This window comes from Bradyrhizobium sp. UNPA324 (assembly GCF_006658635.1).
Classification (GTDB): domain Bacteria; phylum Pseudomonadota; class Alphaproteobacteria; order Rhizobiales; family Xanthobacteraceae; genus Bradyrhizobium; species Bradyrhizobium nanningense.
The window spans coordinates 3,158,069-3,180,915 of sequence record NZ_LFJD01000004.1 but is presented as its reverse complement, the minus strand read 5'-3'; the positions used below and the strand labels follow the sequence as shown (position 1 = coordinate 3,180,915).

At 64.2% G+C, this 22,847-nt stretch carries 18 protein-coding genes; 7 read left to right on the top strand and 11 right to left on the bottom strand.

Going from position 1 to position 22,847, the window contains the following annotated elements; all coding sequences use genetic code 11:
- Positions 1–127 precede the first annotated feature (127 nt).
- The 3 genes from UNPA324_RS15400 to UNPA324_RS15390 all read left to right on the top strand — a co-directional run bounded on the left by UNPA324_RS15400 (position 128) and on the right by UNPA324_RS15390 (position 3,644).
- The gene (locus tag UNPA324_RS15400; RefSeq protein ID WP_141935048.1) at positions 128–898 is read left to right on the top strand and encodes an enoyl-CoA hydratase; all 771 of its coding nucleotides are present in this window, start codon (positions 128–130) and stop codon (positions 896–898) included.
- 141 nt (positions 899–1,039) lie between these two features.
- A complete protein-coding gene (locus UNPA324_RS15395) occupies positions 1,040–2,236 on the top strand; it encodes an acetyl-CoA C-acyltransferase (RefSeq protein WP_141935047.1) in 1,197 nt (398 codons plus the stop codon).
- A gap of 112 nt (positions 2,237–2,348) precedes the next feature.
- Positions 2,349–3,644, top strand: a complete 1,296-nt coding sequence (locus UNPA324_RS15390) for an MFS transporter (protein WP_141935046.1) — start codon at positions 2,349–2,351, stop codon at positions 3,642–3,644.
- On the opposite strand, the gene UNPA324_RS15385 is transcribed toward UNPA324_RS15390, so the two are convergent.
- The 8 genes from UNPA324_RS15385 to UNPA324_RS15350 form a co-directional block, all read right to left on the bottom strand.
- Entirely contained in the window at positions 3,641–5,032 is a 1,392-nt protein-coding gene (locus UNPA324_RS15385; protein WP_181769405.1) for a carbohydrate porin, read from the bottom strand. The genes UNPA324_RS15390 and UNPA324_RS15385 overlap by 4 nt on opposite strands.
- A 12-nt stretch (positions 5,033–5,044) precedes the next feature.
- Positions 5,045–6,061: a transporter gene (locus tag UNPA324_RS15380; protein WP_141935044.1), complete on the bottom strand. Its 1,017-nt coding sequence runs from the start codon at positions 6,059–6,061 to the stop codon at positions 5,045–5,047.
- 1,112 nt (positions 6,062–7,173) lie between these two features.
- A complete protein-coding gene (locus UNPA324_RS15375; protein WP_141935043.1) occupies positions 7,174–7,920 on the bottom strand; it encodes a CoA-transferase in 747 nt (248 codons plus the stop codon).
- Entirely contained in the window at positions 7,917–8,687 is a 771-nt protein-coding gene (locus UNPA324_RS15370; RefSeq protein WP_502705466.1) for a CoA transferase subunit A, read from the bottom strand. The genes UNPA324_RS15375 and UNPA324_RS15370 overlap by 4 nt, the downstream gene beginning before the upstream one ends.
- Before the next feature lie 116 nt (positions 8,688–8,803).
- Complete coding sequence (locus UNPA324_RS15365; protein WP_141935041.1) at positions 8,804–9,379, bottom strand: peroxidase-related enzyme; 576 nt, start codon at positions 9,377–9,379, stop codon at positions 8,804–8,806.
- A gap of 368 nt (positions 9,380–9,747) precedes the next feature.
- Positions 9,748–10,392 (bottom strand): TadE/TadG family type IV pilus assembly protein, encoded by a 645-nt coding sequence (locus tag UNPA324_RS15360; protein WP_141938884.1) that lies wholly within the window; start codon positions 10,390–10,392, stop codon positions 9,748–9,750.
- 8 nt (positions 10,393–10,400) lie between these two features.
- On the bottom strand, positions 10,401–10,949 hold the full coding sequence (locus UNPA324_RS15355; RefSeq protein WP_141935040.1) for a TadE/TadG family type IV pilus assembly protein: 549 nt from the start codon (positions 10,947–10,949) through the stop codon (positions 10,401–10,403).
- A gap of 10 nt (positions 10,950–10,959) precedes the next feature.
- Positions 10,960–12,378, bottom strand: coding sequence for a TadE/TadG family type IV pilus assembly protein (locus tag UNPA324_RS15350; protein ID WP_141935039.1), 1,419 nt, complete (start codon positions 12,376–12,378; stop codon positions 10,960–10,962).
- 493 nt (positions 12,379–12,871) lie between these two features.
- Between UNPA324_RS15350 and UNPA324_RS15345 the strand changes: the two genes are divergently transcribed.
- A complete protein-coding gene (locus UNPA324_RS15345) occupies positions 12,872–14,347 on the top strand; it encodes an FAD-binding oxidoreductase (RefSeq protein ID WP_141935038.1) in 1,476 nt (491 codons plus the stop codon).
- Between the two features lie 84 nt (positions 14,348–14,431).
- Here the strand turns inward: UNPA324_RS15345 and UNPA324_RS15340 are convergent, their stop codons facing one another.
- From UNPA324_RS15340 to UNPA324_RS15330, 3 genes are all read right to left on the bottom strand, one after another.
- Positions 14,432–16,129: a GMC family oxidoreductase gene (locus UNPA324_RS15340; RefSeq protein WP_141935037.1), complete on the bottom strand. Its 1,698-nt coding sequence runs from the start codon at positions 16,127–16,129 to the stop codon at positions 14,432–14,434.
- A 277-nt stretch (positions 16,130–16,406) separates the two neighbouring features.
- Positions 16,407–17,966 (bottom strand): acyl-CoA carboxylase subunit beta, encoded by a 1,560-nt coding sequence (locus UNPA324_RS15335; protein WP_141935036.1) that lies wholly within the window; start codon positions 17,964–17,966, stop codon positions 16,407–16,409.
- Positions 17,896–18,870, bottom strand: a complete 975-nt coding sequence (locus UNPA324_RS15330) for an IclR family transcriptional regulator (protein ID WP_128917704.1) — start codon at positions 18,868–18,870, stop codon at positions 17,896–17,898. The genes UNPA324_RS15335 and UNPA324_RS15330 overlap by 71 nt, the downstream gene beginning before the upstream one ends.
- 93 nt (positions 18,871–18,963) lie before the next feature.
- Here UNPA324_RS15330 and UNPA324_RS15325 point away from each other — a divergent pair, with 93 nt between their 5' ends.
- From UNPA324_RS15325 to UNPA324_RS15310, 3 genes are all read left to right on the top strand, one after another.
- Positions 18,964–19,185 carry a biotin/lipoyl-containing protein gene (locus tag UNPA324_RS15325; protein ID WP_128917705.1) on the top strand — a complete coding sequence of 74 codons (222 nt, stop codon included), beginning with the start codon at positions 18,964–18,966 and terminating at the stop codon, positions 19,183–19,185.
- 166 nt (positions 19,186–19,351) lie between these two features.
- Positions 19,352–20,518 carry a TAXI family TRAP transporter solute-binding subunit gene (locus tag UNPA324_RS15320; protein ID WP_141935035.1) on the top strand — a complete coding sequence of 389 codons (1,167 nt, stop codon included), beginning with the start codon at positions 19,352–19,354 and terminating at the stop codon, positions 20,516–20,518.
- Between the two features lie 242 nt (positions 20,519–20,760).
- Positions 20,761–22,833 carry a TRAP transporter permease gene (locus tag UNPA324_RS15310; protein WP_181769404.1) on the top strand — a complete coding sequence of 691 codons (2,073 nt, stop codon included), beginning with the start codon at positions 20,761–20,763 and terminating at the stop codon, positions 22,831–22,833.
- Positions 22,834–22,847: the final 14 nt, after the last annotated feature.

Sequence of the window (22,847 nt, the reverse complement as noted above, 5' to 3'; positions counted from 1 at the left end):
ATACTATGCGACGGACTTCGCGCTGACAACTCTGGCCCCATCCCGCTTGACAAGCAGGTGGTTTCAGCCCGGAGTGACCCCGATCGGCGCGCCTTGCGCCGGTCCACGAAAGCTTCGAGATCCCACGATGCAAATGCTCAACAACCATTGCGGCGTGACGCGCGATACGCGCGGCGTCGTCCATGTCGCGATCTGCAACGCCGGCCCGCTCAACATCCTCGGCTCGCCGGTGACCATCGCCGTGCGCGAGGGTTTGCAGCAGCTTGCATCCGACCGCAGCATCCGCGTTCTGGTGCTGCGCGGCCAGAGCGAGAAGAGCATGATCGGCGGCGCCGACATCAAGGAGATGGCGAAGCTCGACCGGGCATCGGCCGAAGCCTTCATCAGCCGCCTGCGCGATCTCTGCGAGGCGGTGCGTGCTTTCCCCGCTCCTGTCATCGCACGCATGCCCGGCTGGTGCCTCGGCGGCGGGCTCGAAGTCGCCGCCGCCTGCGATTTCCGGATCGCGGCGCATGATGCGCATTTCGGCATGCCCGAGGTGCGCGTCGGCATCCCCTCGGTGATCCACGCGGCCCTTTTGCCGCGCCTGATCGGCTGGGCCCGCGCGCGCTGGCTGGTGATGACCGCGGAAAACATCGACGCGCCGACGGCGCTGGCCTGGGGACTGGTCGACAAGGTCGCTCCGGAAGGCGAATTGGATGCGGTTATCGAGCACCTCGTGCAGGCATTGCTCGCATGCGGACCCGAAGCGTTGCGGTCGCAGAAGGCGCTGCTGCGCCAGTGGGAGGAACTGCCGCTGACGGAGTCGGTGAATTTGAGCGTGAAAGTGTTCGGCGAATCGTTCCTCACGGACGAGCCGACGCGGCTGATGGACGCGTTTGTGAATAGGAAGCGGTAGGCGCGCGCGCCGACCTCCTCCCATCGAACGAGCAAATCTCATCCGAACCACGACATTTTCTCATCCCTGGCGTGGTTGCATTTTTTGCGCCGCATCATATGATGAACATCATCTTACCCGTCCTCGCAGGGAGTTCTCGTCATGGCCGAAGCCGCCGATCCCGTCGTCATCGTCTCAGCCGCCCGCACCCCACTCGGTCGCTTCATGGGCGAGTTGTCGCCGCTTGCCGCGCATAAGCTCGGCTCGCACGTGATCGGCGCGGCGCTGGAACGCGCCAGGCTCGCCCCCGAGAAGGTCGACGAGGTCTTGATGGGCTGCGTGCTGCCGGCCGGACAAGGCCAGGCGCCGGCGCGCCAGGCCGCGCGCGCAGCCGCCCTGCCCGATGCCACCGGCGCCACCACCGTCAACAAGGTCTGCGGCTCCGGCATGAAGGCGACCATGCTGGCGCACGACATCATCCGCGCCGGATCTGCCGACATCGTCGTCTCCGGCGGCATGGAGAGCATGAGCAATGCGCCCTATCTGCTGGCCAAGGCGCGCGGCGGCTATCGTGCCGGCCATGACCGCATCATCGACCACATGATGATGGACGGGCTGGAGGACGCCTATGAGACCGGCCGCTCCATGGGCGATTTCGGCGAGGCCACGGCGGAGGCCTACCAGTTCACCCGCAAGGACCAGGACGCCTATGCCATGGAGACGCTGGGCCGCGCCCGCAAGGCGGTCGAGGGCGGCGCGTTCAAGGCCGAGATCGCACCGATCACCCTGACCGAGAAAGCCGGCCCGCGCATCGTCGCCAATGACGAGCATCCGCTGAAGGTCGATCCGGCCAAGATCCCGGGGCTCAAGCCGGCCTTCCGCGCCAACGGCACCATCACGCCCGCTGCCTCCTCCGCCAATGCCGACGGCGCCGCGGCGCTGGTGCTGACGAAGCGCTCGCTCGCCGATCGGAACGGGCTGCCTGTTCTCGCCGAGATCAAGGGCCACGCCACCCACAGCCAGGAGCCGCAATGGTTCACCACGGCGCCGATCCCGGCGATCCGCAAGCTGCTCGACAAGATCGGCTGGGCTGCCTCCGATGTCGACCTGTTCGAGATCAACGAGGCCTTCGCCGTGGTGGCGATGGCGGCGCAGCGCGATCTCGGCATTCCCCGCGACAAGCTGAACGTCAATGGCGGCGCCTGCGCGCTCGGCCACCCCATCGGCGCCACCGGCGCGCGGCTGATCGTGACGCTGCTGCATGCACTCGAGGCCAACAACGTCAAGCGCGGCGTTGCCGCGCTCTGCATCGGCGGCGGCGAAGCCACGGCGATCGCCGTCGAACGGTCGGCCCGCTGACGGCAATGTCCGAAATTGAGGGAAGTCTGACATTTTAGACTTCCCTTATTTGTGCCAGATTGCAACGATGATGCGGGTCCCTCTCGGGCTCGCCAACCAAGATTGAGGCCCAATGATCTCGAACTGGCTCGCGGCAGCACTCGTCCGCCGCAACATCCATTACGGCTGGGTGATGGTCGGCGTGACCTTCCTTGCCGCGCTGATCAGCGCCGGCACGGTTGGCGCGCCCGGCGTGTTCATCGTTCCGCTTCAGAAGGAGTTCGGCTGGAGCACGGCGGAGATCTCGTCCGCGCTGTCGATCCGCTTCATCCTGTTCGGGCTGATGGCGCCGTTCGCGGCAGCGCTGCTGAACCGCTATGGCCTGCGCAACGTCACGCTGGCCGCGCAGCTGATCGTCGTCTCGTCGCTCGTGCTCTCGCTCGGCATGACCGAGGTCTGGCAGCTCGTGGCGCTGTGGGGCGTGGTGATCGGCATCGGCACCGGCATGACCGCGCTGGTGTTGGGCGCGACGATCGCGACGCGCTGGTTCGCGGCGCGGCGCGGCCTCGTCGTCGGCATCATGACCGCGAGCGTCGCCACCGGCCAGCTCGTGTTCCTGCCGCTGCTCGCGAGCCTCACCGAACGTTACGGCTGGCGGCTCGCGCTCGGCTTCGTCTGCATCATGCTCGGCGTCTCCGCGCTCGCCGTCCTGCTCGCCATGCGCGACCGGCCGAGCGATGTCGGCCAGCGTCCGTTCGGCGACGAGGGCACCACACCCCTGCCCGCGCCGCCCGTCAGCCACGGCTCGATCACGGGTGTGGCGCTCGGCACGCTGCGCGACGCCTCGAAGTCGACCGCGTTCTGGATCCTGTTCGCGACCTTCTTCGTCTGCGGTGCTTCCACCAATGGTCTCGTCCAGGTGCATCTGATCCCGATGTGCCTCGATTTCGGCATCCCCCAGGTGCAGGCCGCGAGCCTGCTCGCAGCGATGGGCATCTTCGACTTCTTCGGCACGATCATGTCGGGCTGGCTGTCGGACCGCTACGACAACCGCTATTTGCTGTTCTGGTATTACGGCCTGCGCGGGCTCTCGCTGATCTTCCTGCCCTTCAGCGATTTCTCGTTCTATGGCCTCTCCGTGTTCGCGATGTTCTACGGGCTCGACTGGATCGCGACGGTGCCGCCCACGGTGCGGCTCACCGCGCAGAAATTCGGCCCCGAGCGCGCCAACTTGGTGTTCGGCTGGATCTTCGCCGGCCATCAGCTCGGCGCCGGCACCGCCGCCTTCGGGGCAGGTTTTTCGCGGACGGTCTATCAGAGCTACCTGCCCGCCTTCTTCATCGCCGGTGCGCTCTGCGTGTTCGCCGCGCTGATCGTGCTGGCGCTGTCGCGGCAACCGCAGCCGCAGCCGAAACCTGCCATGGCCTAGTACCTGATCGTGGTGGTGACGCCGAACACAGCGGCGTCACCAATTCGCGCGACGCCGGACGGATCGTTCGGATTTGGGATGCCGCCCGAGGGACGGAATACATATTGAAGGTATGGCGCCACGAGCCATCCCGGCCTGACATGCGCCTCGTAAATTATCTCGATCAGCGTCTCGTTGCTCCGTATCGGGCTCTGAACGCCCGTGAATAATTGCGTGTCCAGATCGAGATTGCGCGCCGTGTTCGATATCCGCATGTACGCCATCGCCACGCCGAACCGGTCGAGCCGACGGCCGGGGGTGAAGCCGACGAAGCCGATGCCGCCGTCGAGATAGAGGTCGATCAAATTTCGATCCGGCGGGCTGTAGGCGATGCGGCCGAACGCGGTCACTCCAGGCAGCGAGGCCGACGTGCTGTTCTCCCTGACCTCAAGCGGCCGGTACAGCACCTGCTCGACGACCGCGAAGATTCCATAATTGCCGCGAAGTTTTGCGGGAATGCCGCTTCCGCCGGGATCGGCGATCGACAGGCCCTGCGCCGTGAAACGCTGGCTGTCGAACGAGCCGTAATGCTTCCAGGCACCTGGCGTGACATTGCCGGCAAGCGGCCGGCCGCCGATATCGATGTCGTAGTTGAAGCGGATCTGCCCGATCACCCACGGCGGATCGTTGATGCGGAAGGCCAGACCGTGATGGTCGCGCAGCTGTGGATCCTGATCGCCCGGCCCCGACGGATCGCCGTTGAACACCGCAGCGTACGCCGTGATCTGGTCCGACAGCGCGGCCTTGATGCGAATGCCGGGCACCGCGATCGGCGGCGCCGGGCCACCGGCCGGGAGGTTGGACGCCTTGATCGCGGGCCAGCCGAAGGTGCCGTTGATGAAGAGGTCGTCGGTCTGGCTGTCGAAGAACTCGACGTCGGCCGCCTGTTGGCCGGCTCGGATGTTCAGCCTGTCACCAAAGAAGCTCTGCTCGACATAGGCGTTGTAGAGCCGCTGGTCCGGCAGCGCCTCGATCTCGCTGATCGTGGCGAGGTTCATCACGTAATTGCGGCTCAGCCCTCGCCCGTAGATCACGAAGGCATTGGCGTAGAGGCGGCCGCCGGTCCAGCCGACCAGCTTGTCGAGATCGGCATCGACCGACAGATCGAGACGGCCGAAATGGATGGCGCCGCGCTTCACGCCGCCGGAGGCATTGGCGATGTTGTCGGCGATATAGGTCGCGCCGAAGTTGAGGCCCTTGTCGGCAAGCCCGTCGTGCCACTCGTCGAACCATTTCGGCGCCAGCCATTCGGCCGCGTTCTCGTCCTTCGCGCCGGCGAATGCGCTGGTGCTTGCCGCCGTGCAGGCCAGGGCGATCGCAGCCAGGGTTCTTCGGATACTCCAACTCACGATCGGCGCGCTCTATTTGAAAATGCCTGTGCGCCGCATGAATAGATAGGCCGCGCCGACGGATGACGCCATCAGCACCGCCGCCACGAGAAATCCGCTCTCGACGTCCGTCAGCGGCAGGCCTTTGGTGTTCATACCAAAAATGCCGGTGATCAGCGTCGGCGGCAGCAAGAGTGAGGTCACGATCGAGAGCGTGTGCAGGTGGCGATTGCTCTCCTCCTCGTTCTTGAAGCGTAGCTCCTCCTCGAGCAGGCGGCTACGCTCCCTCAGCTCGACGATGTCGTGATCGAGGCCGTCGAGCCGCTGCGCAAGCTTGCCGGCCCGGATCCGCAAGGCGGGCGAGAGGTGATCGGTGTCCTTCTGGTCGAGCCGGTGAAACAGCACGCGCAGGCCGGTGAGCTGCCGGTGCAATCTCACACAGGTCCGGCGCAGGCGGCCGAGCTTGCGGCGCATCTCCGGTTTCGTATCGTCGGCGAGGATGCGCTCCTCGATCTCGTCGATCTCCTGGCCCAACTTGTCGGTCATTCGATCCAGCGTGTCGGCGACCTCGTCGACGATCTTCTCCAGGAGATGGGCGACATTGTCGACGCGGTAGCCGCCTTCGAGCACGCGCCGCGTCGCGTCGGCCGAGCACAGCGCCTGGTGGCGGCCGCTGACGAGAAGGCGCTCGGTCATGGCGAAGCGCAGGAACGCGGTCTCCTCCGTCGCGGCGTCGATCTCGCGCACGAGATCGGAGAACACGCCGTAGACGCAGTGGTCGATCACGTGAAGCTGCTGGAAGGTGTCGTTCGACAGCAGCAGCTCGCGCGCGAGCGGCGGCAGCTGTGACGCCGAGATCCACGGCCGCGCGCGCGCATCGGTCAGGTTGAAATGCAGCCATAGTCGGCCGTCATGGCCGAGCTCGATCGGCTGGTCGAGCGGCAGGGCCTCGGCGCTGCCGTCGCCGTGCAGGCGAAACGCCCAGACCAGCCCGGGAATGGCGGGTTCGACGTTCACTAGCGCGCTGACAAGCTTAGCCGGCTCGGCCATGGCCGCCCCCTACCGTCACCGACCACCCGTTCCGAAAGATGGTTGACGGCATCTTCTTCCGGACCCACGCGGGTACTCAATTACGCCAGTGTTACAGCTTGATGATAGCGCCCTATGGCGCCGCCACCTTCGTCGCCGCCGGCATCCGGGCGCGAGCGCACCCACAACACTTGATCCTTTTCAGAAGACACATCTTCGCGTTCTCGCGGCTCATTTCGCCCGAGCTTTGCTCTCTTCGTTGCTCCCTTGGTGAGAAAGGGCGCAGGGAAGGCCGGGCGCCGGCTGGCACCCGCGGTCCCGTGTGCGAACAAGACGCGCACGGGGTGGACTACAGGTGACGCCGGAACGACCGGCCTTCCCTGCGCGGATGGTTTTACGGCTTATGTCGCGCTCTCCCCGGGGAGCGATGCACTATTGCCCCCGTCGCCTTGCGGATGGCTGATGCGCGGACCCGGTCGGGCCGCCGCAATCACCGCAACACTTGACGCACAGACCCCGGGCGTCAGGACCACACGATTTTGCCGCCGCGCACATCCCCGCGCTTGTCTCCGATGGCTGGCGTGCGCTCGCCATCGGGACCGAACGAGGACGCTGTCAGCGCCGTGTCGTATCGCGCGTGCTGCTGCTCACGGGAATTCCGCCCTGCAGCCAGCCCGGCGCGCCGACGCCGTCGCAGCCACCGCCTCCCGGCCCGCGTCTCGTGACGATCGCGAAACGCCCCTTGCGGCGGGCGGGATGCGCGAAACATACGGTATATCCGAATTCTTGTAAAGCGAATTTTGGACCGGGACCGGCCACAGGAGACGGTGCGCGCGTACGAGTGGTCAAACAAAAGCGAGAAAACAACCCCATGCACAGTAGCCGAGACACGAGCGATCAATGACTTAGCTCTGACGAGGACGCGCCACTCGCAGGGCCATCGCATAGGAAAGCTTCCCTGCGGCCATTCTTCGAGACCCCCGCCGTTGGCGGCCCTCAGGATGAGGACTGAGCGCGCGGCTGTCGTTTCAACGCGCACCGATGCTCCTTAGCCTCATCCTGCGGAGACGCGTAAGCGCCGTCTCGAAGGACGAGGCGCGCGCTCAGGTCTCGCGAAATGCCATACGCGATCCCTACCCCGGCCCCGGCATATTGCCGGCGAACTGCGGATAGCATTCGCGCAGCTCCTCGCGAATTCGGCCCCGGATCAAGGCCAGCGTCGTCTCGTCCGGCATCGGTGTCGTGGCCTCGCATTGCTCATTGTCGTACGCGAAGCCCGTCGTGGCTCGGATGTCACGCCAATCATATCCCCGATGCGTGCTCTGGAGGCGAAAGCGTCCCGCCTCGCGCTCGAAGGAAAACAACGCCGCGTTGGTCAGCAGCGCGTGCGGGCCGCCGCGCCGATAGACCGTCTCGTCGGTAACGCCAGGCGCAGACACGAAGTCCACGCGCTCGACCAGGGATCGCAAGCTGTGCTCTTCCCGGAACAGAATGACCCGCGGAACGAGAAAATAAAGGTAGGCGGAGCCGAACGAGCCGGGCCATCTGACTGGATTGTTCGGGTAGTCGCCGGTGCCGACGAGATTGACGTTGCCCTGGCCGTCGATCTGGCCCCCGCCGAGAAAGAAGGCATCCAGGCGTCCCTGCGCGGCGCAATCGAACAGCTCCTCGGCGCCGCCGGTGAAGGAATTGTGCTTGACCGACCCGAGGATCGAAACCTGCACGCGCTCCCGTCCATCGCGCTCGTTGATCGCACGCAACAGCATCGCGCCTGCGGCCGGCATCGGAGACGACTGGCCGACCGCAACATGCCGCACGCCCTTCAGCAGCCGCGAGATCGTGTAGATCATCAACTCACGGCTGGTGCATGCCTCGCTCATGCCGCGCTCCTCGAACCCTGGATGTAGGTCTGGAAGCCTTCCGGCGAGCGCGCCGCCCGCGCGTATTTCTCGACTTCCTGCCCATCCCTGGGATATTCGGCGTAAAGCCCGGTGGGCCATCCGCCGTTCTTCAGCTGCGCCACCGCACTCACATAGATCGCAGGCAGCACGCCCGCGGCCATCTTCTCGTCTTCGAGCAGCGACACGTCGGAGATGCGCTCCACGGTCACGAATGCTTTCTTCGACGCGTGCGCCAGCAACATCACCTCGCGCCGACGCCCCAGCCGAACGTTGCCGAACCGGTCCGCTTCAGGCGCATGAAACAATGCGATGTCGGGCTGGATCGCCGAGACCACGACGATCTTCTCGCTGTCGTCGAACGGGTTAGACGTCACCTTCCAGTCGTCCCGTTTCTCCAGGACGTCACTGCCGATGATGCCGCGAATCGGCATGAACGGAACGCCCTTCTCGGCGGCCGTCAGGCCTGCGAACACTGCGGGACAGGTTGCGTCGCGGAGACGAATGGATCCGTCGCGAACGGCCCGGCTGAAACACGGTGCGCCGCCCGCCTCTCCGAGACTGACGGCGCTCGTCTCCAGCGTCGCCACGGCACCGGCGCCGATGAGCATATCGACCTGCATGCCGCCGATCGGCGCACAGAACACGTGCAGATCGCGGATGCCGCGATCGATCAGCATTCGAACCAGTCCAGGAGCCGCAGCATAGTCGTCCGGGGCCAAGCCGAGCTTACAGCCCGAGGGTATCATCTCCGCCATCTTCTGCGGCGTTACGAAATCCGTCATCTCTTCGCCTCTCCCTCGCTTCCCGAATCCCTTCTCAGCACCTGAGCCGCCCCCCCCCGATCGTGAACTTGCGGACTCCGTCAGCCGCGTCCCATGCTGTAGAATTCAGCGTTCGGGCGCATGCTGGTGACGTTGGCAAGCCGGTTGGAGAGGCCGAAGAAGGCCGTGATCGCGGCAATGTCCCAGACGTCTTCTTCCGTGAACCCATGCGATTTCAGCGTGGCGAAATCGGATTCGGAAACCTTGTAGGCCTCCATCGAGACGCGGACGGCGAAGTCGAGCATCGCCTTCTGCCGATCCGTGATGTCCGCCTTGCGGTAGTTGACCGCGACCTGGTCGGCGATCAGCGGATCCTTGGCCCGGATGCGCAGGATCGCGCCATGCGCGATGACGCAATATTGGCACTGATTGAGGTTGCTGGTCGCAACCACGATCATTTCCCGCTCGGCCTTGGTGAGGTTGCCGGGCTTGTCCATCAGCGCATCGTGGTAGGCAAAGAACGCGCGAAACTCGTCCGGCCGGTGCGCGAGCACGAGAAACACGTTCGGAATGAAGCCGGACTTCTCCTGCACGGCCAGAATACGGACCCGGATGTCGTCAGGCATGTCGGCGAGATCAGGGACAGGGAAGCGACTGATGGCAAGTGCCTGGGTCATGGTCTGAATATCCTTGGGGCTGGTCGATGGGAATTGCTCGCCGTCGCTTTCTTCATGTCCTTGGCCCGGGTGATGGCAAGAAATCCTCCGATACGTCGTCCCAGCTCCGCCCGAAGCACCGCACCCTCCCAGCCGATGCAGAAGAAGCACGTGAGGCTGTCGCCATCAATGCCTGCCTCGATGTCGTAAAGCAATGCGGGGTGCTGTAGACCAGCCCCGCGCGCCGGGCGAGCCTAGGCGACTGCAGGCGAGCCTATGCGCAGGCCCACTGCCATACAAGCCCATGTTCCAGCGAGATGAACTTCTCTCGGGGAGTAGGACACGCCGGCTCTGCGGCGCCCCGTTCGGTCAAGCCCGCTCGCGCGAGACTAACAGGTCTTCTGCTGCAAATGCTGGACGCAGGTGCAGGTGGCCGTCGCCGGATATTTCACGTCGTAATAGGGAAAGCTCGAGGAGTTGGTCGAGCAGCGCGGGAACAGATAATAGCTGTCGGACAGCTTGACGGTACCCGCGATGGTGAAGCCGAGGTTGGGCGTGTAGTCGTAGGATACCTCGCTCAGGATAAGCGAGATCTTGGCGTTGGCGGTCCCGCCCGGCGCGGTGAAGGACGACAAAGTCATCGCCTGACCGACAGTCCTTGCTCCCGACGCGCTGGTCGATTTGCTCCATCGCACCGTTGCGTTGCCGCTGGCGTCGGTCGAGACTTCCGAGACGGTGATCGTCATCAAGGAGGTGGTGCCGCTCTTGATGGGATATGGGGCCATGATGGCGGTCGCGGCCGCCAGAATGCCGTCCATCTGGGTCGAGGTAAGGGCCGTGTTCTGCGTGATCATGTCGGCGACACTGTGCGCGGTCGCGCTGACCTTGACGTTCATGGCAAGTCCGTTGCCGAGCTCGACGCCGCCGATATAGAGCAGTAGCATGAACGGCGTCACGATGGCGAACTCCGTTGCTGCAACGGCGCGGACATCGGACAACAGGTGACGGGCGCGAGACGACAGGGCGGAGATCATCAGGTAGCTCATGGCTCGTTCTGGAACGCGGCGGACGACATGATCAGCCGGTTGCCGTCGCTGAGGTTCGACAGGTTGAAACCGAGCGGACCGAGGACGACCGGCCACTCGTACATGATGCGGAGCACGACGATATCACCGGCCACGCCCGGGTTGTATTGCCAGATGTTGGAGACCGTGCCCGAGCCGTCGTAGGTCAGGGTTGGCATCGCCGTGTCCGCGGACGTCCACGAGGTCGCGACCTGCATGTCCACCATCAGGCCGCTGCAATTGAACAGGATCAAGATCTGATCGCAGACCTTCTGCTTGAACACATCCTTCGTCATGTTCGCGGACTGAACCTGTCCGGTCATGACCAGGCGCGCCGACTGTCGCACGATGGATTCGAGCGTCTGCTGGGCGAAGAAAACCAGAAAAGTCTGAATGAGTGCGATGACGAGGGCGAGGAACGGCGGAGCGACGAGCGCGAACTCGACGGCCGTGGCTCCGCTGTCATTGGCGGGGAAAGCGGCGCAGCGATTGCGGCGTCTCCTCATCGTCGAGGCGGTTCCGAACATAGCCCTTTTCCTACTGCACGAGGCTGGCCGTGCTGGACGCAACCTTGATGAACAGGTCGGTCAGCGCCGTGGAAATGTCGCCACCGTTCTGAACGTTTGCGTACAGGCCCGGTGACGCGCAGGATTTCAGCCGTTGCGCGATCGTGCCGGTCGACGAGGTCGGATTGTTGAACTGCGAGATCCGGTTGGTGTACCAGCCGTCGCTCAGTTGCAGATACTCGGTGTAGAGGATCGCGATACGAATATTCCGCTGCTTGATGGTATCGCATATCGCCGTGTTGAGCGGTTGCTGGCATCGCAAAGTCGTCGAGTTGGCCGACGGGAGCGCGTAAGTGGCATTGGGGTCGCAGCTGCCCCCCGTCTTTGGGATGAGCTTGTCTTCGACGCCGTCGGTGACAAGGAAGACCACTTCCTGCGGCGTACCGGCCGCTGTACCGTCGCCGGGATTGGGCATGGCGGCGTTGAGGTCCGTCAGCCCCTTCGAGATATCGGTGCCGTAGTCGGTGGTGTAGATGCAGTTGCCCTTGCTGTCGAGAACGGGGCAGTTCTGGTGATCGACCGTCAGGAGCTGAATGTTGCCGATCTGCGCGCCCGCGGTGGTCGGTGTGGTCAGCGTCTGGATCGTGTTCAGGGCGTAGTCGAAGGTGTAGATGGCAGCATTGTAGGTCGTGTTGTTGAGCGCCGACATACACTGCATGACGCCGCCCGACGTGCCCGACTGCGGGCACGACCAGGGTCCGACCATCAATTGCTTGACGGCATTGGTCACGAGATCGATCCGCAGCGTAATGTTGTTCGCACGCGCGACCGTGAGATTGTCCTTGTTCGTCGAGCTAGGGGCTGCGTTATTGGGATGCGCCTCGTGGCAAGCGAATGAGCAATTCTTCGCGTAAGTGGGTTGGTTTTTCGTGGCGAGAACCATGTTGTCGATGTCGGTCTGGGTCGCCGCCAGCGCCATCGACGGGGAATCATCCAGCAACAGGTAGAAATTCATGTTGGGCGCGCTGGACGCCTTCGCCGTCGCCGAACCGGCCACCTTCCAGGTCTGCTTGCCGAGAATGCCCGGGAAATTGTTGACGGACTCCGCGGTGTAGGACACCGTGATAGTCCGCGACAAACCGACATCCGTGACCGTGACCGTCGGCGTCGGCACGGCCGCCAGCCCAGAAAGATTCGCCTTCGCAGCAAAGACGGCAGCCGCCGTGTTCTCGACAGTGGTCTTGTCGGTCTGCGTCAGCATCGCGGGCCGCACGGCTGCGATCGCGGCCGCGTCGGCGGCTGCGTTCAATTGCTCACGCTTGCGCAAGGCCAGCGTGTAGTCGAGCGTCATGCCCAGGAGAAAGATGATAGGAACCATCGTCATTGCAAAGATGATGGCGACGTTGGCCTTCCGGTCTGTCGCGAAACAGAGCATTGCGCGGCGGAGCATGTCGTTCATCCTGGCTGCCGTCGCTGCGGCAGCAGCGGCCCTTTCTCTGAAGTCGACGGAAGAGGCTGTCGGGATTTGATCCCGGCACTCGCCCATCACGGGGCGGAATATGGCGATGGCTCTCTTAATCAACGCTTACGGACGGTTCACAAAATGGAACCTGACGGGATCCAGATGTCTCATATCGAGAAGGCATCATTAACGTCGCTTAAATGCGGACGCAGGGATTGGCGCTAAACCCCGGGAAAACACCGTAGAATTGCGGATGAACTGCGCGCGCCGGGTGGCCGCGCGTACGGCCGGCGTCTCGTGCGGTGCCGGCCCAAACGGGAAATCCGAAACACCCCATGCACGGTCGTCGGTGCGAGGCGACTACCGACGTGGCCATCTGGGTGAGACACATATTGCCGTTAGACTCCACGGCGCAAACGTGGACAATGCCCCGACGCACGTCGCGTGCGCAGTGCACATCAAGATGCGCCAGGGAAAACAAATGCCGGCAGCCGGTCCGTCGTCCGAACCCATCATTCCAACCGTTCCGCTCACCGCCCAAATGCGCGATTCCCTGCGCGCGATCGTGGGCGCGAAGGGCCTTATCGAGGACGAGCACGGCAAGCAGCCGTTCGTGACGGATTGGCGCGGATTGCTGGTTGGACGCGCCGGCGCCGTGGTTCGCCCCGGCAGCACAGAGGAAGTCGCGCAGGTGGTCAGGCTCTGCCATGACCATGGGATCGCGATCGTACCGCAGGGTGGAAACACCGGTCTGATGGGCGGAGCCACGCCCTGGCCCGCGCACACGGGCATCGTGTTGTCGCTCGGCCGCATGAACCGCGTGCTGGAGCTCGATCCCACAGGGTACACCATGACGGTCGAGGCCGGCTGCGTGCTGCAGACTCTGCAGGAGACAGCAAGCCGGCACGACAGGTTCCTGCCCCTCAGCCTCGGCGCCCAGGGCTCGTGCATGATCGGCGGCAATCTGTCGACCAACGCCGGTGGCGTGCAGGTTCTCCGCTATGGCAATGCCCGCCATCTCGTCCTGGGACTTGAAGTCGTGCTGCCGAGCGGCGAGGTCTGGGACGGATTGCGTGCGCTCAAGAAGGACAACACGGGCTACGACCTCAAGCACCTCTTCATGGGCGCCGAAGGCACGCTCGGCATCATCACGAAGGCCGTGCTCAAGCTATGGCCGGCTCCCAGGGACGTCTGCACCGCGTGGCTGGCGATCCGGGATCCGCGCGCGGCGCTGGAAATCCTGTCGGAAGCCCATAGCGCATCCGAGGACAATGTCGGCTCCTGCGAGCTGATGAGCCGCAGCGCGATCGACATGGTGCTCCGCCACATACCCGGCGTGCAGGATCCGCTGAGAGCGGAGACGCCATGGTACCTGCTGCTGGAATGGTCGTCCGCGCGCGCACGCCGGGACGGCGCCGAGGGCATGTCCGAGAAGATGGAGCAGTTTCTGGCCGATCAACTCGAGGCCGGGCGCGTGCTCGACGCAGTCATCGCTCAGACCGGACATCAATCGCACAACATGTGGCGCATAAGGGAAAACGTCGCAGAAGCCTCCCGCGCCGAGGGGCCGGGGCTCAGCTACGATGTCTCGGTGGCCATCTCAAGGATTCCGGAGTTCATCGACCTCGGGCTCAAGGCCGTGCTCGACATTCTCCCGTCCATCCGGCCCTATCCTTTGGGACACATCGGCGACGGCAATCTGCATTTTTCGTTCATGGCGCCGGTGGGCATGGATCAGCAGACGCTGACGCAATACAAGGCCGCCATCACGCGGGCCGTGAACGACCTCGTCACCTCCATGGACGGCTCGATCTCGGCCGAGCACGGCATCGGCATCGACAAGCTGGACGAGCTCAGCCATTACCGTTCGAAGACCGAGCTCGACATCATGCGCACCATCAAGCGCGCGCTCGATCCGCAGAACATCATGAATCCCGGCAAGGTGCTGCGGCTGTAGGATTGCAGAAACTCGCCTGCGGCCGTCCTTCGAGACGCCCGCTTAATGCGGGCTCCTCAGGATGAGGACGGAACGCGCGGGGCGCTACTGCATGATCGCGGCCGCGATCTTCTCCGCCGACATCAGGACCGGGAAGTTGGTGTTGGCGCACGGCACCACCGGGAAGATCGAGGCGTCGACGACGCGCAGGCCCTGGATGCCCTTGACGCGACCCTGGTTGTCGACCACCGCCATCGGATCCTCAGTGCGACCCATGCGGCATGAACACGAGGCGTGCCACACACCAATGGTCGCCTTGCGCACGAAGGCCTCCAGCGCCTCGTCGTCGTTCATGACCTGATCGAAGGTGAAGCCTTCGACCACGAAATTGTCGATCATGTAGTGGCGCAGCGCTGCCGGCCCGTCCATCAACGCCGCGGCGACCTTGGTCAAGATCCTGTTCCTGGTATTGACCACGCCGATCTTGCGGACCTTGTCGGTATAGGCGGCCGGGAACGGCTTGTCCGTCACCTTCCTGACGATGTCGCTCATCTGGATCGCAGCCATCTTGCGGAAGCCGCTCATCAGCCGGTCGAGATCGCGCCGGTCGGACAGCAGGTTGAACTCGACGATCGGCTCTGCCGACGGATCGCGCGAGGCGAGCTTGACCTGTCCGGTCTCTGAATAGGTCTTGTTGACGAAGGTGAGCAGCGAGCCGATCTGCTCGCCGACCGCATGCCAGGCCGACTTGGAGAGCAGGACGACGAACATATCGCCCTTCGGCACGCCTGCAAGGTCCGACGAATAGCGCAGGCCCAGCTGCATGTGGCGCCTGGTGTGCTCGTTCATGCGCGCGCCGCGGCGGACAAAGGACGACAGCGAGATCGAGGGATGATCCATCAGGCGCTGCCCGACGCCCGGCAAGCCCATCAACACCGGAATCCCCAAATCCTTGAGATGGCCGACCGGACCGATGCCGGCACGCAAGAGATGCGCGGGCGAATGGATGGCGCCGCTGGAGAGGATGATCTCGCGTCCCCGGAATTCCTGCTCGCGTCCGCCGACGACAGCCTTCACGCCGACGCATTGCGTGCCATCGAACAGCAGCTCGCGCACCTGGGTGTCGGTGGAGATGGTGAGATTGGCGCGCTTGCGGGTGTCGCGGTCGAGATACCCCATGGCAGCCGAGACGCGCTGCTCGGCCTGGTTGGAATGCGTCACCGGAAAATAACCGTCGACGAACTCGCCGTTCTGGTCGGGCAGGAATTGATGGCCGGCCTGCTGGAAGGCTTCTGCAAACGCCTGCGAATGCTTCGTCCAGTGCTCCCTGGGAATGCGGCGGACCGGGATCTTGCCGTCCTTGCCGTGATACGGTCCGTCGAAATCGAGATCGCGCTCGACCTTCTTGAAAAAAGGCAGCACGTCGTTCCACGTCCACCCTTCGGCGCCGCGCGCGTTCCATTCGTCGTAATCGGTCGGCGCGCCGCGGTTGGCCATCTGGCCATTGATCGACGAGCCGCCGCCGAGCACGCGCGCCTGCTCGTATTTGCGCAACGGAGGACGGGCCTCGTTCGGATTGTTGTGGCTGACGACCTGGGTCGTGACCTTGAGCTCGGTCCAGTGGAAGCGCGGATCGAAATAGGCCGTGCCCGGATAGCTGTCCCTGATCTCGGCCGGCTCGTTGCCGGGCGGTGTGTCCTGACCGGCCTCGCACAGCAGGACTTTGTTGGCGCTCCTCGCCGAGAGCCGATGGGCCAGCACGGACCCCGCCGAGCCGCCGCCCACGATAATGAAGTCGTACACGATTGACGCCTTCCTGTTGTTTTTGTTGACGGAGCTTAGCGCGTTATTGTTTTGCCGTGGAAGGGTTTTGGATTGCGTCGGCGTCGCACCTCGTGTCCCGGACGCGCGGCAACGCTTCAAGCGTTGCGGCGCTGAGCCGGGACCCAGGAGGCTCCGGATTCGCTTTGGCATGGGCCCCGGCTCTGCAGCGCACCGCTGCACTGGACGATGCTTCGCATCGCCAGGGAAGCGCTGCGCTGCGTCCGGGGCACGCGCGTCACGGCTTGCCGCAAGGATGCTAAGGCCTGATCGAAAAATTCTCCGGCGGCCCCGGCTTGCGCAGCGGCTCGGCGAGGCGGGCGAACTCGCACAGCAGCGACCTCGTCTTGCGGGGATCGATGATCTCCTCGACCCAGAATTTCTCGGCCGAGCGGAACGGCGAGCGCAGCTTGTTGAGACGCTCCTCGATCTCCTTCAGCTTGCCCGCCTTGTCCTCGGCCGCATCGATGTCGGCGCGATAGGCGGCTTCGATGCCGCCTTCGAGCGGGAGCGAGCCCCAATAGGCCGACGGCCAGGCGTAGCGGATCGAGAAGCGATCGGCCGGCTGGTGCACGACACCGGCGACACCAAAGGCGTTGCGCAGGATCACGGTGCACCAGGGCACGGTGGTCTGGTTGACCGCGGCCATGGCGCGGACGCCGTGGCGGATGGTCGCCGCCTTCTCGGCATCGAGGCCGATCATGAAGCCGGGGCAGTCCATGAGGTAGACGATCGGCAGGTGGAAGGTCTCGGCGAAGTCGACCCAGCGCACCACCTTCTGGCAGGCATCCGCCGTCCAGGAGCCGCCATAGTGAAAGCTGTCGCTGGCCAGCACCATCACTGCCCTGCCCTCGAGTCGCGCCAGGCCGACGATGATCGGCTTGCCGAAATTCTTGGCGACCTCGAAGAACGAGCCCCTGTCGACGACCGACTCGATGATGGGGCGTACCTTGTAGACTTGCTTGCGGTTACGCGGCACCGCGTTCATCAGCGCTTCGTCGCTGCGCTCCGGATTGTCGGCGCAGGCCAAGGTCGACGGCAGCTCGTAGACCGACAATGGCAGATAGGACAGGAAACGCCGCGCGCAGGCGAACGCCTCTTCTTCCGTATCGACGGCATGGTCGATCGCGCCTGCGCGAGTCTGGATGTCGGCGCCGCCGAGCTCCTCCTTCGAGAGGTCCTGCCCCAGCGCCTTCACCACCGGCGGGCCCGCGACGAACATCGCGGACTTCCGTGTCATGATGGAATAGTGGCTGGCGGCAAGGCGCGCGGCCCCTAAGCCCGCCACCGAGCCGAGGCCGAGCGCGACCACCGGCACGCGCGACAGATTCTCTGTCGTGAAGCGGTACCAGCGCGTGCCGCCGATGCCGCCCGGCAGGTTGGCCGCGCCCTTGGTCTCGATGGTCTTGACCGAGCCGCCGCCACCGGAGCCTTCGATGATGCGGACGATCGGCAGACGGAAGTCGTGCGCCATCTCCTCCGCCATCAACGGCTTTGCCGAGATCGACGCATCCGCCGAGCCGCCGCGGACCGTAAAGTCGTCGCCGACCACCACAACGGTGCGGCCGTCGACGCGCGCACGGCCAAACACGCAGTTGGCCGGCGTCAATTTCTGCAATTCGCCGCTGGAATCGTACTCGCCGATGCCGGCGACGGCACCTATCTCGTGAAAGCTGCTTTTGTCGATCAGCTTGTCGATACGTTCCCGAACAGTCAGCCGGCCCTGGTCATGCTGTCGCTTGACCTTGTCAACGCCGCCCATCTCCCGCGCGAAGGCTTCGCGCCGGGCGAGCTCGTCGAGTTCCGGCTTCCAGTTCATTCACTCCCTCCGAATGGATCGGCTTGTTATTGTTGTGCACGGCCATTGCGACCGGTTTACGCGGGATGCGGTTGTTGAAGACGTCGCCTTCCGCGCCCTCGAGCAGGCCGCCGAGCGAACGACCGAGTTCGAGCATCAATGGCGCGACTTCGGCATGCAGCCGCTCCTCGTCATACATCGCCGACAGCAGGCCGATCGTGATGACCACGAAAGTCTGGTACTGCGGCGACCATATCGGCAGCGCGAGACCGTTGATGTGTGGGCTCCACAAGCCGCAGGCCACGACGTAGCCGCGCTCGCGCAACATCTGACGGTTGGCTTCGATGCGAGGCTTCAGGATCTTCGCGGCCTCGGGAGCTTCCCGCTCCATGTCCGCGATGAAGGCATCGCCGACTTCCGGCGATAAGGCCGCCGTGTAGGCCGCGCCCGCGGCGGTCGAGGCCATCGAGATGCGGCTGCCGGTGCCCTCGTGCAGGCCGAGTGCGGTCGCCGAGCGCGCGAATAGGAGATAGACGAGATGGAAGCGATCCGGAACGACGAAGCCGACCGTGCCAGGAAGCTGCTCGGCGACTTCCTGCAGCCGCTGACGGATCATGCTGCGCAGTTGCGCGCCCTTCATCATCGTGGCGCTCATCGCGACCGCGCTCGGCCCGATGCGATACTTTTGATCGCGCGGCAGGTAAACCAGCTGCCCCATGCGAGTCAGCGTGTGCGTGAGCCGCGACACCGTCGAGCGCGGCAGGCCGCAGCGATTTGAAATCTCGAGATTGCCGAGTCTCGCCTCGTGGCCCTCGAAGCATCGCAACACGTCGAACGCGCGCGAGACCACCTGGATGACATCTCCCTCGCCGGCATCGCCAGCGAGTACGCCTTGCCTACTCAATCGCTCGGATCGTCGTCCCATGTTCCCTACCGTCTGTTCCGCTGTGCGGAATTAAATTCCACTTGCAGACGACGCTACCTCAGGCATTTTGCGACGACAACAAAAAGGGATGGCATGCCAGAAATTAAGATCGTCACGGAGGTCGCCGGTCGCATCTGCGCAACTCCCGTGCAAGTTGGAGGAACCGTCGCGGATGGCGATGACGTTGTGGTGGTCGAAGCCATGAAGATGGAGATACCTGTGCCCTCGCCTGCGAACGGCACGATCACATCACTGCTGGTGAAACTCGACGACGTCGTCGCAGAGGGCCAGGCCATCGCGATCGTCGCGAGCTGAGTGCTCTATCTGTCGTTTGCGCGACAATCTGTCAGCCTCATTCCCGCATGCGCGGTACGGCGTTGCCATCGCTTGATCGCGGTGACATGATCTGTTGCAAACAAAACGTTGTTTCAAACAAAGAAAGAAAATCTTCGCGGCAAAGCGAGGATGATTGGAGGGAAACATGCTTCGTGGGCTGCTCATGCTCGCGCCTGCGCTGGTTGCGGGCATTTCTTTTGCGTCTACACGCTACTCATTCGCTGAAGACATCAAGCTGCCGCCGACCCTGGCCTTCACCGCCTATGACACCGGCACCGCCGGCTTCAACATCGCGGTCGGCGTCGGCAAGATGATGAAGGACAAGTACGGCACCGACGTGCGCGTGCTCCCCGCAGGCAACGATGTCGCCCGCCTTGCGCCGCTGCGCTCCAAGCGCGCGGCGTCCGCGGCCATGGGATCGGGCACCTATTTCGCGCAGGAAGGCGTGTTCGAGTTCGGTGCGAAGGAATGGGGCCCACAGCCGCTCCAGATCCTGCTCTCGTCGGTCGACTGCAATTGCGGATCGCTCGGCGTTGCCGCCGACACCGGCGTGAAAGAGCTGAAAGACCTCAAAGGCAAGCGCGTCGGCTTCGTGGTCGGCTCGCCCGCTCTGAACCAGAACTCGCTCGCGGTGCTCGCCTTCGCCGGCCTGACGCAGAAGGACGTCAAGGTCGTCGAGTTCGCGAGCTACGGCGCGATGTGGAAAGGTCTGATCAACAACGACGTCGATGCGGCCTTCGGCACCACCATCACCGGCCCCGCCAAGGAAGCCGAGACTTCGCCGCGCGGTCTGATCTGGCCACCGCTGCCCGCCAAGGACAAGGAAGGCTGGGCGCGGATGCAGAAGGTCGGCTCGTTCTTCTTCCCACAGTTAGCTACCTGCGGCGCCGGCATCTCGCCAGAGAAGCCCGTCGAACTCGGCAACTATCCCTACCCGATCTTCGTGGCCTACGCCTCGCAACCGGCCGACCAGATCTATGCCATGACCAAGGCCATGATCGTGAACTACGACGCCTACAAGGATTCCGCGCCCGGCGCCGGCGGTCTCGCAGCCGACCGTCAGACAAAGAACTGGGTGGTGCCGGTGCATCCCGGCGCCGTAAAGGCCCTGAAGGAAGCCGGGCAATGGAGCGATGCGCAGGAAGCGCACAATAACAAGCTGATCAAGCGGCAAGAGGTGCTTGGCGCAGCATGGGCTGATTACGGCAAGTCCAATCCGCCGTCCGATGACAAAGCCTTCCTCGACGGCTGGATGAAGGCGCGCGCGGCGGCGCTTGCGAAGGCTGACATGCCGAACGGGTTCGAGGAATAGAGCGCGATGTTGTTGCGCTTGATCGCCGCCCCGCAAGAAGTGCGCTCCCTCCCCCGCTTGCGGGGGAGGATTGGGGAGAGGGTGTTTCCACGGTGGGACTCCCCGAGAGGAGAAAGCCCACACCCGCGCCTTCGGCGCGACCTCTCCCGCAAGCGGGAGAGGTCGAGCCCGTGGCGCGGGCGATTCAACCAACTGCCATTCGATTGATCTGCTTTCAGTAGCCCACGCGCGGGATCCATGTGATGTCAGCTTCCATCTCCACCGCCCCGCAAGACGAGGCCAAGCGGGTCGTGTTCGACGATCCGCATGGCGCCGCCGCCAACATGCAGGAAGCGGAGGTCACGCGCGTGCGTGCGCTTCGCGGCGCCTGGCGCTGGCTGCTGGTGGCCGCGACCGCGGCGACCATCCTGATCTGCATCAACCAGCAATTCTCGCTGCGATTCTTCATCGGCTATACCCAGCTCAACACGGAGTATTTCTATCTCCTGATCGCGTTGATGCTACCGTTCACTTTCCTGATCTTCCCTGGCACCGAGCGCGCGCCGCTCGATCGCATTCCCTGGTATGACCTCGTCCTGTTCGTCGCGACGTTTGCCGCCGCGCTGCTGTTGATGTCGAATGTACGCAAGGCGGCCGAGGCGGGTTGGGAGTTCGGCGGCGCGCCGAACAACGTCATCGCCGCGGGCCTCGTGATGTGGGTGATGCTGATGGAGGCGCTGCGCCGCACCGGCGGCTGGAGCCTGCTGCTCAGTGTGCTCCCCTTCACCGTCTATCCGCTGTTCGCCGAAGCTGGCTGGCTCGGCCCGTTCCGCGGCACGCAATCGACGATCGAACAGGCGACCGCCTATCACGTGCTGTCGGGCGAGAGCCTGCTTGGCATTCCCATCCAGGCCTTCGCCGACACGGTGATCGGCTTTTTGGTGTTCGGCACCGCGCTGATGATGACCGGCGCCGGAAAGTTCTTCATCAACCTCGCCTTCGCGCTGTGCGGCACCTTCCGCGGCGGCGCGGCAAAAGTCTGCATCTTCGCCAGCGGCCTGCTCGGCATGATGTCGGGCTCGATCATTTCCAACGTGCTGACCGCCGGCACCATGACCATCCCCGTGATGAAGAAGAGCGGTTTTCGCGCCTCCTATGCCGGCGCGATCGAGGCCTGCGCCTCGACCGGAGCGGTGCTGGCGCCGCCGGTGATGGGCGCCACCGCCTTCGTGATCGCGCAGTTCCTCAATGTCAGCTATGCCGACGTCGCGGTCGCCGCGATCATACCCGCCGCGCTCTATTACGTCGGCCTGTTCATGCAGGTCGACGCCTACGCCGCGCGCCACAAGCTGAAGGGCATTCCGCGCGCCGAGCTGCCGCGGATCATGGATACGATCAAGGACGGCTGGTACTACGTCTTCGTCATCGCCCTGCTGATCGTGATGTTGCTCTACTTCAAGCGCGAGAGCCACGCGCCGTTCTACGCCACGGCGCTGCTGCTCGTGCTCAACCAATTCTTCTCCAAGGACACGCGCTGGACGCTTGCGACCATCGGCAAATTCCTCGAAGTTAACGGTCGCACCTTCGTCGAGCTGGTCGGCATCCTCGCCGGCTGCGGCCTCTTGATCGGCGCATTCTCGATGACCGGCGTGGTGTCGAGCCTTGCCAATGACCTCTTGCATATTGCCGGCGACAATCCCTTCCTGCTGCTGGCGATGTGCGCGCTGACCAGCCTGATCCTGGGTCTCGGGCTGACGACGACGGCCTGCTACATCTTCCTCGCCATCCTGGTCGCGCCCGCGCTGGAGAAGCTCGGGCTCAACCGCATGGCGGTGCACATGTTCATCTTCTATTGGGGCATGCTGTCGTCGATCACCCCTCCGGTCGCGATCGCGTCGTTCGCCGCAGCCGGCATCGCCGGCTCGCCGGCGATGAAGACCGGCTGGGAATCGATGTGGGTCGGCAGCATCATCTATTTCCTGCCGTTCTTCTTCGTGCTCAATCCCGCGCTGGTGTTGCAGGGGCCGAGCCCGTATCTGGCCGGCCTCGGCCTGATGGGACTTGCGGCGTTCGGAACGCTGTTCATCTGCGGCGGCATCCAGGGCTACCAGCCCTTCGTCGGTGACTTGCGCGGCACCGGCGCGCTGGAATGGCCGTTCCGCGTGCTGCTGGTGATCGGCGGCTTCGTGGTGGCGACTCCGGGCGGCGGGATCATGCCGCTGTCGCAGCTGCAGGTGACGATGCTGGGCCTTGCCATCCTTGCGCCCACGGTCTTGCTGGCACTTGTACTGGTCCGGCGGCAGACCATGGTGCCGGACGGGTTGCGCGCTCCCTGATTGCGTTGCACAAG